This window comes from Pseudomonas sp. JV245A (genome assembly GCF_032424515.1).
Taxonomy (GTDB): Bacteria; Pseudomonadota; Gammaproteobacteria; order Pseudomonadales; family Pseudomonadaceae; genus Aquipseudomonas; species Aquipseudomonas protegens.
Genome location: NZ_VYKE01000068.1, coordinates 21,457 through 29,808 on the forward strand (window position 1 = coordinate 21,457; position 8,352 = coordinate 29,808).

Sequence of the window (8,352 nt, forward strand, 5' to 3'; positions counted from 1 at the left end):
CCAGAACGGTCCCTTTTGCCGGAATGGTCCTATGCTCAATGGACATAGTGGTTGTCAGGGTAGACGCACTCATGAAACCAGGCCTCCCTAGAAAGCAGAAAGGCGCTGTGGCGATCGAATTCGCCGCGGTGTTCGTGATCTTTTTCGCGGTGTTCTACGGTCTTGTCAGCTACAGCCTGCCGCTGCTGATGATGCAGTCGTTCCACCAGGCCACTGCCGAAGCGGTGCGGCGCGCGGTGATGGTCGACCCCAATACCCCGAACTACGCCACCACCGTGCAGAACCTCGCCAACAGCGTGGTGCAGACCCAGACCCAGTGGATTCCCCCGCCCTTCAACTTCGCCGCCACCGACTACAGCGCGGTGTACAGCGCCGGGGTGCTGACGGTCTCGGTGAACTACCCCACCAGCAAGCTGAACCAGGTGCTGCCGCGGCTGGTGCTGCCGGGAATCGGCCCGGTACCCAGCCTGCCCACCACCCTGACCGCTAGCTCGAGTCTGCAATTTTGACCTCTGGCGACAAGCTGCTCGGACGTCTACTGGGCCGCCAGGCGCTTCCCGCCGCACAGCCGCACAGCCCGCTGCCGCCCCAGGCGGTGGGCCTGCAACTGGTGCTCGATCAACAGGGGCGCATCCTCACCAGCCACGGCCCGCTGCGCCACAGCCTGATCCAGCTGCCCCCCTCCCGGGAGCCACCGCACCTGCTGGACTACGTATTGCCCGGCAGCGTCCTGGCCCTTGAGGGCGGCCCTGCCGACTGGAGCGGCCAGGTGCTGGACCTGGACCTGCGCGGCGCCGGCGGCCAGCCCCTGCACCTGCGCGGCTGGGTCCAGCGCTGTGGGCAGGAATGGCACCTGCAACTGCTGGATATCGGCGACCTGGTCCAGCAGCGGCAACAGGCCCTGGGGCGCGAGCAGTGCCGGGTGTTTGCCGCCCAGGCCAGCGAACAGTTGCGCCTGTGCAACCTGACCCGCCTGCCGGACGTGCTCCACGACCAACTCACCGACCTGGCCCGCTATTGGCACATTCCCTGTCTCGGCCTGGCCCTGCTCGACGAGCAGGAGCAGGGCTGGGTGATCCACAGCTGCTACAGCGCCCATGACGCCCCGCGCCTGTGGCAGGAAGGCCAGGCTCTGGGGGCCGGCCTGGACAGCCTGAGCGGCAACACCCCGCAGCACCTGAACCAGATCCAGGGCCTCAACGAACACCCGCGACTGCAAGGCATCTTCGGCCATCGCGAAGGCTTCCTGGTGCCGTATCGGGATGATCACGGCGTCGCCGCCTGGCTCTTGTGCGGCTGCTACGCGGTCCAGCAGCATGCCCCGTACCTGCTGGATCGCGACTGGCTGATGCTCGCCGCAGCCCTCGCCGGGCCCTTGCTCAGTCGCCTGCGAGAGCATCGCCATCACCTGCACCTGGAACGCCTGGAGGCCCTCCAAGGGCTGCTGGGCGCCGGCTGGTGGGAGCTGTGCCCGGACACCGCCGAAATACTGCTGGCCAGCCGCCTGGCCGCCAGCCTGCACCTGCCCGAGGATGGCGCTCGCCTGAACGTGCAGGCCTGGCTGGAACTGATTCATCCCGCCGACCGCGGTGAACTCAGCAGCCGCCTGCAGGAACTGAAACTGGGCAAGCCGCTGCTGCTCAATGTGCGCCTGCACGAGCCCGACCCCAGCGCCCCCCAGCGCTGGTATCGCTTGCAGGGCCAGGCCTTGGGCCGAGGGGAAAGCCAACGCCTGGTGGGTTTCATGCTGGACATCAGCGACATCAAGAACCAACAGCAGCAGGCCGCCGCCGCCCATGCCCGGCTGGACAACCTGATCGCCAGTTCACCGGCGGTGATCTACGTCCAGCGTTACCAGGAAGGCGCCTTGCAGCCGAGCTTTTTCAGCGCCAGCCTGCAACCCCTGCTGGGCTGGAGCCTGGCGGACTGCACGGCGCAGCCCCTGGCGGAGTGGGTGCACCCCGACGACCGCGACCTGTATTTCCAGCGCTGCCGCCAGTTGCTGCGCGAAGGCAGTGTGCATACCCGCTATCGGCTGCGCGATCGCCACGGGGCATACCACTGGGTGCTGGACGAAGCCAAGCTGCTGCGCGACGACCTGGGGTTGCCGGTGGAAGCCGTCGGCCTGTGGCTGGACATCACCGAGGCAACCCTGGCCGCCGAGCAGGTGCGCCAGAGCGAAGAGCGCTATCGGATCCTGGTGGAAGATTCGCCGGCGATGATCTGCCGCTATCGCCCGGACCTGACCCTGACCTTTGGCAACCGGCCGCTGGCGGCCTACCTGGAATGCGCCCCCGAGGAACTGCCGGGCAGCAACCTGGGGCAGTGGCTGTCCGCCGAACAGCGTGAAGGCTTCGAGCGCCGGCTCAAGCTGTTGAGCCCGGAATATCCCGTGAGCACCGCCGAGATCAACCTGCAATTGCCCGGGCGCGAACATGCCTGGTGGGTGTGGTCGGATCGCGGAGTGTTCGATGAACAGGGGCAACTGCTGGAAATCCAGGCCGTGGGCCGCGACAACACCGAAGTCCGGCGCGCCCAGCAGCAGCTCACGCAAAGCGCGAAAATGGCCACCCTGGGGGAAATGGCCACCGGGCTTGCCCACGAGATCAACCAGCCGCTCAACGTGATGCGCATGGCCATCGTCAACGTGCTCAAGCGCCTGGGCAATGGCGACGTGCAGATCGACTACCTCACCGACAAGCTCAAGCGCATCGACGCCCAGGTCCAGCGTGCGGCCCGGGTGGTGGACCACATGCGGGTGTTCGGCCGACGCTCGGAAGTGGAACAGCAGCCGTTCAACCCGGCCCACGCCATCGAAGGCACCCTCTCGCTGCTGGCCGAAGGCATGCGTGGCAAGGGTCTGGAGTTGCGGATCAGCGAGCTGGGGTTCGAGGTCCAGGTGCTGGGGTTTGTCGACCAGTTGGAGCAGGTATTGATCAACCTGCTGGTCAATGCCCGGGACGCCCTGCTGGGCAAACAGGAAAAGCAGCACGACTTCAAACCCTGGATCGCCGTGTACGGCCAGCGCGACGAGCAGTGGGTACGCCTGTGGGTCGAGGACAATGGTGGCGGCATCGACCCGCGCCTGCTGGAGCGGATCTTCGAGCCGTTCTTCACCACCAAGCCGGTGGGCATCGGCACCGGGCTCGGGCTGTCGGTGAGCTATGGCATCGTGCAGAACATGGGGGGCCGCCTGAGCGTCAGCAACAGCCAGGACGGCGCGCGCTTCTGCATCGAACTGCCGATCGCCGAGGCGGATCAGATCACCAGGTAGGCCTTGCCGGTCTGCCCGCAGGTGAGGTTGGCCCCCACTTCCACGTCCATCAGGTTGATCCCCAGCCCCGACAGCAGGTTATTCAGCAGAGGGTCCAGCAGCGGGCTCAGTAGCCCGGTGATCAACGGCGTGAGCAGGTTGCTGACCCCGCTGATGGCCGAAGCCAGCCCCGTGACAATGGCCCCCAGCGGGTTGTTGTTGACCGGCTTGTAGACGATCAGGTTGATGCCGGCCAGGGTGCCCGCCAGGCTGTTGACGATGTTCGTGGTCGGGGCCGCCGTCTGGTAAGTCGGGGTCTGGTTGACGTTGGGCGGTATCGGAAACGGCGACGCCGAGCTGGAGAACACCAGGTCCTGGGTATTCTGCGCCACGCTGGTGTTGACCATCACCGCGATGCCGCCGCCCGCGTAGTGCACCACCGGGTCGCAGCGCCCCGGCAGGACCAGGAACTGGTAGCAGGTGCGTATGCCCAGGTCCACCAGCGGCAACGGCTTCACCACGGGCTCGGCGGCAGACGAAAAGGCATTGGCCGGGTCGATCTGGCCGACCTTCAAGTCGGCGATGGAACTGATGGCATGGGCGGTCAGGCTTTTGCTCCCGCTGTTGTTCACCGGGCAGCTGTAGTCGGTGACATAGGCAATCGCGCCCCCCGCGTCCAGGCTCAGGTCGATCTCCGATGAGGAGGCGATGGCCGGGTATAGCTGTTCGCACCCCGCCCCCAGCAGGCATAACGCCGAACCCAGGGTCGCCACCAGGTTCAGGCTCAGCAGGCTGTTCAACACCGGGGTCAGCGGCGCCACCAGGTTGCCCACCGCGGTGCTCAACCCGGAAACCAGCGGCAGGGACAGATTGACCCGCACCAGGGTCCGTACCTGCGCAGTGCGCACATAGATCCGGTTGGCGCCCATGGGATCGGCCTTGGCCAGCGCCGGATTGCCGATGGCCGACAACTGCGGCGGCTCGATGACCTTGGCCTGCACCGTGATATTGGCCAGCCCCAGCACGTTGATCGGCAAGGTCGCCGCCACCGCGCTGTTGCTGTTGGACAACTGGATCACCGCCTGCAACAGCTGGAACAGTTGCAGGTTGGCATCCAGGGCGGTGCTGGGCAGGCCGGTCTGCAACTGCAGGATATCTCCCAGCTTCAAGGGCGCGGCATTGATCGCGGCAACCTGCAGGTTGCCCAGGGCGGTCAGGATGTCGGCGGTGGCGCCATTGGCCTGGACCACGGTGATCGCCGCCTGGATCAGTTGCGTCACGCTGGTGGTGGTGTTGAGCAACTGGGTGTAATTGCCAGCGGCCACCCCCAGATTGATCGCCAGTTGGTTGAGGTAGCTCAGCAGGTTGATGTTGGTGTTGAGCAAGCCGTTCCAGCCCACTGCGCTGAGGCTCAGGCTGCCCCCCAGCATCCCGCCCACCAGTGGGTTGAGAATGCTCGATTGCGCGGTACTGACGGTGCCCAGGGTGCTGCGAATGCTCAACTGCGCCACGGTGGGCGTCGGCGCCGCGGCAACGGCCGTGGCGCTGAGCTGGGTGGTGAGGTTGATCGGCCCCGGTGTGAACAGGGCCGCCACCCCCGATGCCACGCTGATGGGCACGGTATGGGTGGCGATCACCCGTATCGCCACTGCTTGTGCAGGGTTGGCAGTGAAGGTCCGCAGGCCGTTGGCCCCGGTGGTCAGGGAACCGCAGGAAGTGCTCAGGCTACTGCCGGTGGCTACGGTGAAGCCGTTGCGGGTGGCGTTCTGGCCGGCGTAGGCGGCGGCCGTCAGGCCGGCCTGGCAGGTGCCGCCACGGCTGACGGCCTCCAGCGCGGCGTTGTCCGCCACGCGCTGCAACTTGCGCTGTTCCATGTAGAGCCGGCCGCTGTCCACTACCAGCAGCATCAGCAACAACGCCAGGCCGAAGGTCACCGCCGCCATCAGGCCAATGGCCCCGCGCTGACGGGCCGGGCCGTAAAACCGCTTCAGGGGAGACATCGGGGCACTCCTTTACCGGCTCGCAGCCGAGCGCTATCTCCATCGATGAAAGCAGTGTAGTCAAAGGCCGTGGCAGACGCCGGCCGGGGCGCGGGGTCGCCGGACTGGCGGCAGCAGGCAGGGCCGCACACCCTGTGCCGCCCTGCCCGGTCGAAGGTTTCAGTGGGGCGGGTAGTTCTGCAGGATGCGCGTCACCGTAGTGCGAACCGCGGCGCTGCGATCTGCCGGGTTGGGCGAGCTGCTGAGCATCTGCTCGTCGCTGCCGCGCCACACCAGCTTGCCGTCCTTGCCGTCCAGCAGGTCGATCTGGATGGTTGCCACCTTATAGGTGATGTTGCGGGTTTCGTTGTACATCGGCCCGCCCCAGTAGCCATTCCACGGGCCGCCCCAACCGCCGCCATAGTTGGTGGTGACCTGCTGCTGGCGGTCCTCGACGATCAGGTACGCCTGCACATTCAGGTCGGCCCGGGCACCGCCCTGGGCCGGACGCAGGCCGCGCTGGTCCAGTTGCTCGGCCACCGCCTGGCGGATGCGCTGTTCGGTCAAGTCGCTCTTGATCCGTGGATCATCCGGGCGGTATTGCAGGGCGGGTTCTTTCCAGTTCCAACTGCGGTAGGCGCCAAAGTCCCGGCTGGCGTCGAAGTCATGATTGACCTGGTTGGCGGCGCAGGCACTGAGCAAGGCGGCACACACCAGTAGAGCAATTCGATGGAACATGCTGTTTCTCCGCTTGAAGACAAAAACCGGGGGCGATCCTAACTGGGAGGATAGGCCGCCATTGCCTTTTGCACCGCCTCACGCAAGGCATCGGCCCGCTCGCCGAGGCTGCCGCGGCTGCTGGTCTCGGCGCTGGCGCTCCAGACCGGCTGGCCGCTGGCGCCGTCATACAGGTTGACCCGCACCACCACCACTTCCACCTCGTAGGTGCGCACCACCGGCACGCTGCCGTACATGCCGTAGCCCGGGCCATAACGGTTATAGCCGCCGTAACCGCCATACCCGTAGTCGTCCTGGACCTGGCGCAGGCGCTTTTCCAGGTGCAGGTCGGCGCTGACCCACAGGTCCGCCGGCCGGTTGTCGTGCACAGGGCGCAAACCCTGCTGATCCAGGGCATTGCTGACCGCCTCGGCAATCTGCGCCGAGTCGGCCCAGGCCGAACCGCTGGGCAGGCGGCCATTGAGCCAGGCCCAGTTGCGGTAGCGGCCATAGTCCCGTTGCGGCGCGGGGTAGGCGCTGCGGTCAAAGGTGTTGGCCGCTTGCGGCGGGGCCGGCGGCAGCGGGTTGGAGCTGGCGACATAGGGGTTGCTGCCCTGACAGGCGGCAAGCCCCGAACACAGGAGGATCAGACCCAGGCGGTGTTTCATTGCACACTCCGTTAGACCGGCCGGCACAGCCAATGCAGATAACGCCCAAGCCCGGCGAAACTTGGGTGTCGACGGTGAGCCAGCTCCATTTCCAGCAGATCCGTCAGCTCGGCACGGGCCTGGAACTCCACCGGCATGTAATCGTGGAAAACCCGCACTCCGCTCTGGCTTTCGACTCGCCACAGGCCCTCAAGTTGCGCCGCCAGCTCGCGAGGATCAAGGGGTTGTTGCGGGGTCAGGCTCTGTTTCTCGCCGGCCATGTCGTTCTTGCGCATCTTGCGGAAGTGGCCCTTGAGCAGGTTGCGGTAGACCAGTGCGTCGCGGTTGTAGAAGGCCAGGGACAGCCAGCCATCGGCGGCGGTCAACTGATGCAGCACCGGCAGGATCGCGTGGGGTTCGGCCAGCCATTCCAGCACCGCGTGGCACAGCACCAGGTCGTAGGGTTCGGTCAGTTGCCCCAGCAGTTCCTGCCAGGGCGCCTGGATGAAGGTGGCCTGCTGCCCGGCGTCGGCAAAGCGCTGGCGGGCGCCTTCAAGCATGGGCGCGGCAGGCTCGGCCAGGGTGACCTGGTGCCCGCGCTCGGCCAGCCACAAGGACATGTGCCCCAGCCCGGCGCCGATATCCAGCACCCGCAGTGGCCGCTCGGGCAGCGCTTCCTTGAGATCGGCCTGGAGCACCGCCAGGCGGATCGCGCCTTTGGCGCCGCCATAGATCTTCTCGGCGAAACGGGTCGCCAACTGGTCGAAATGCCGGTCGCTCATGAGCAGAACCGCCGTTCGCTGTCCGCCAGCTTGCTGCGTACCACCTGGTCCATGTCCAACCCCAGCTCGCTGCACAGCAACAGCAGGTAGAGGACGATATCCCCCACTTCCTGGCCGGCATGGGCCAGCTTGTCTGCTGGCAGTTGCCGCGACTGGTCCTCGCTCAGCCACTGGAAGATTTCCACCAGCTCGGCCATTTCGACGCTGGCGGCCATGGCCAGGTTCTTCGGGCTGTGAAATTGCCGCCAATCGTTGCGGTCACGAATGGCGTGCAGGCGTTGGGTCAGTTGCTCTAGGTTCATCGGGGTCTCCTGAAGGCGTATAGCTTCCGGGGGATGGGCGTGGGACGCAAGAGCGCTTTCGCCGGCAAGCCGGCTCCTCCAGAATGCGCAACCCCCGGCAGCTTCTATGCTTAACAGGGAACTCGCCACGGGTGTTCATGGCCCAAGCTTGAGCTCGGGCACTCGGCCCATCTTTCATCAGGACGCGCACATGCAGGTAGAAAGTTTCTTCGAATGGCTCGGCCAGGCCATCGGCTCGGTGATCCGCTTTATCGTCGACCTGCTCAGCGGGTTGTTCAATACCCTGACCCACGCCGGTGGCAACTTTGTCGACGGCCTGTCCCGCGCCCTGGGCATGGACACCTCGATCGTCAGCATCATTGCCCTGATCATCGGCCTGATGTTCCTGTACTCGGCGATCCGCGCCTTCATGCGAGCCTCGATCATCCTCGGCATCATCTGGCTGGTGCTCGGCCTCTGGCTGCTGAGCTGGATCATCCACTGATCCCCCCGCACTAACCCCCGGCGCCCGCGGGCGCCGGGTACAATGCCCGCTCTCGCAAGGAGCCTGCATGCCCCCCCTGATTTCCGATTGGCGTCACCGCCCCACCCATCGCCGCGTCTGGGCCCTGGCCGCGCCGATGATCCTGTCGAACATTTCCGTGCCCCTGGTAGCGCTGGTGGACAGCACGG

The 8,352-nt window shown here is 66.0% G+C and carries 9 protein-coding genes; 4 read left to right on the forward strand and 5 right to left on the reverse strand.

Annotated elements, in window-relative coordinates; all coding sequences use genetic code 11:
* Window positions 1-71: 71 nt before the first annotated feature.
* On the forward strand, window positions 72-509 hold the full coding sequence (locus tag F6S12_RS18560; protein WP_011059057.1) for a TadE/TadG family type IV pilus assembly protein: 438 nt from the start codon (window positions 72-74) through the stop codon (window positions 507-509).
* A complete protein-coding gene (locus tag F6S12_RS18565; protein WP_194237378.1) occupies window positions 506-3,274 on the forward strand; it encodes a PAS domain-containing sensor histidine kinase in 2,769 nt (922 codons plus the stop codon). Before F6S12_RS18560 ends, F6S12_RS18565 begins: the two co-directional genes overlap by 4 nt.
* On the opposite strand, the gene F6S12_RS18570 is transcribed toward F6S12_RS18565, so the two are convergent.
* The 5 genes from F6S12_RS18570 to F6S12_RS18590 all read right to left on the reverse strand — a co-directional run bounded on the left by F6S12_RS18570 (window position 3,259) and on the right by F6S12_RS18590 (window position 7,680).
* Window positions 3,259-5,253: a pilus assembly protein TadG-related protein gene (locus F6S12_RS18570; protein ID WP_161466593.1), complete on the reverse strand. Its 1,995-nt coding sequence runs from the start codon at window positions 5,251-5,253 to the stop codon at window positions 3,259-3,261. The two genes, F6S12_RS18565 and F6S12_RS18570, sit on opposite strands and share 16 nt — an antisense overlap.
* A gap of 159 nt (window positions 5,254-5,412) precedes the next feature.
* Window positions 5,413-5,970 (reverse strand): DUF4136 domain-containing protein, encoded by a 558-nt coding sequence (locus F6S12_RS18575; protein WP_053156174.1) that lies wholly within the window; start codon window positions 5,968-5,970, stop codon window positions 5,413-5,415.
* Between the two features lie 38 nt (window positions 5,971-6,008).
* On the reverse strand, window positions 6,009-6,617 hold the full coding sequence (locus tag F6S12_RS18580) for a DUF4136 domain-containing protein (RefSeq protein ID WP_019095460.1): 609 nt from the start codon (window positions 6,615-6,617) through the stop codon (window positions 6,009-6,011).
* Window positions 6,618-6,628: 11 nt separating this feature from the next.
* Window positions 6,629-7,378, reverse strand: a complete 750-nt coding sequence (locus tag F6S12_RS18585) for a methyltransferase domain-containing protein (protein WP_011059052.1) — start codon at window positions 7,376-7,378, stop codon at window positions 6,629-6,631.
* The gene (locus tag F6S12_RS18590; protein ID WP_011059051.1) at window positions 7,375-7,680 is read right to left on the reverse strand and encodes a MazG-like family protein; all 306 of its coding nucleotides are present in this window, start codon (window positions 7,678-7,680) and stop codon (window positions 7,375-7,377) included. The genes F6S12_RS18585 and F6S12_RS18590 overlap by 4 nt, the downstream gene beginning before the upstream one ends.
* A gap of 190 nt (window positions 7,681-7,870) precedes the next feature.
* Here F6S12_RS18590 and F6S12_RS18595 point away from each other — a divergent pair, with 190 nt between their 5' ends.
* Window positions 7,871-8,164, forward strand: a complete 294-nt coding sequence (locus F6S12_RS18595; RefSeq protein ID WP_011059050.1) for a hypothetical protein — start codon at window positions 7,871-7,873, stop codon at window positions 8,162-8,164.
* A 67-nt stretch (window positions 8,165-8,231) separates the two neighbouring features.
* Window positions 8,232-8,352: hypothetical protein (locus F6S12_RS18600; protein ID WP_315869189.1), on the forward strand; the 121-nt coding region annotated here is incomplete at its 3' end.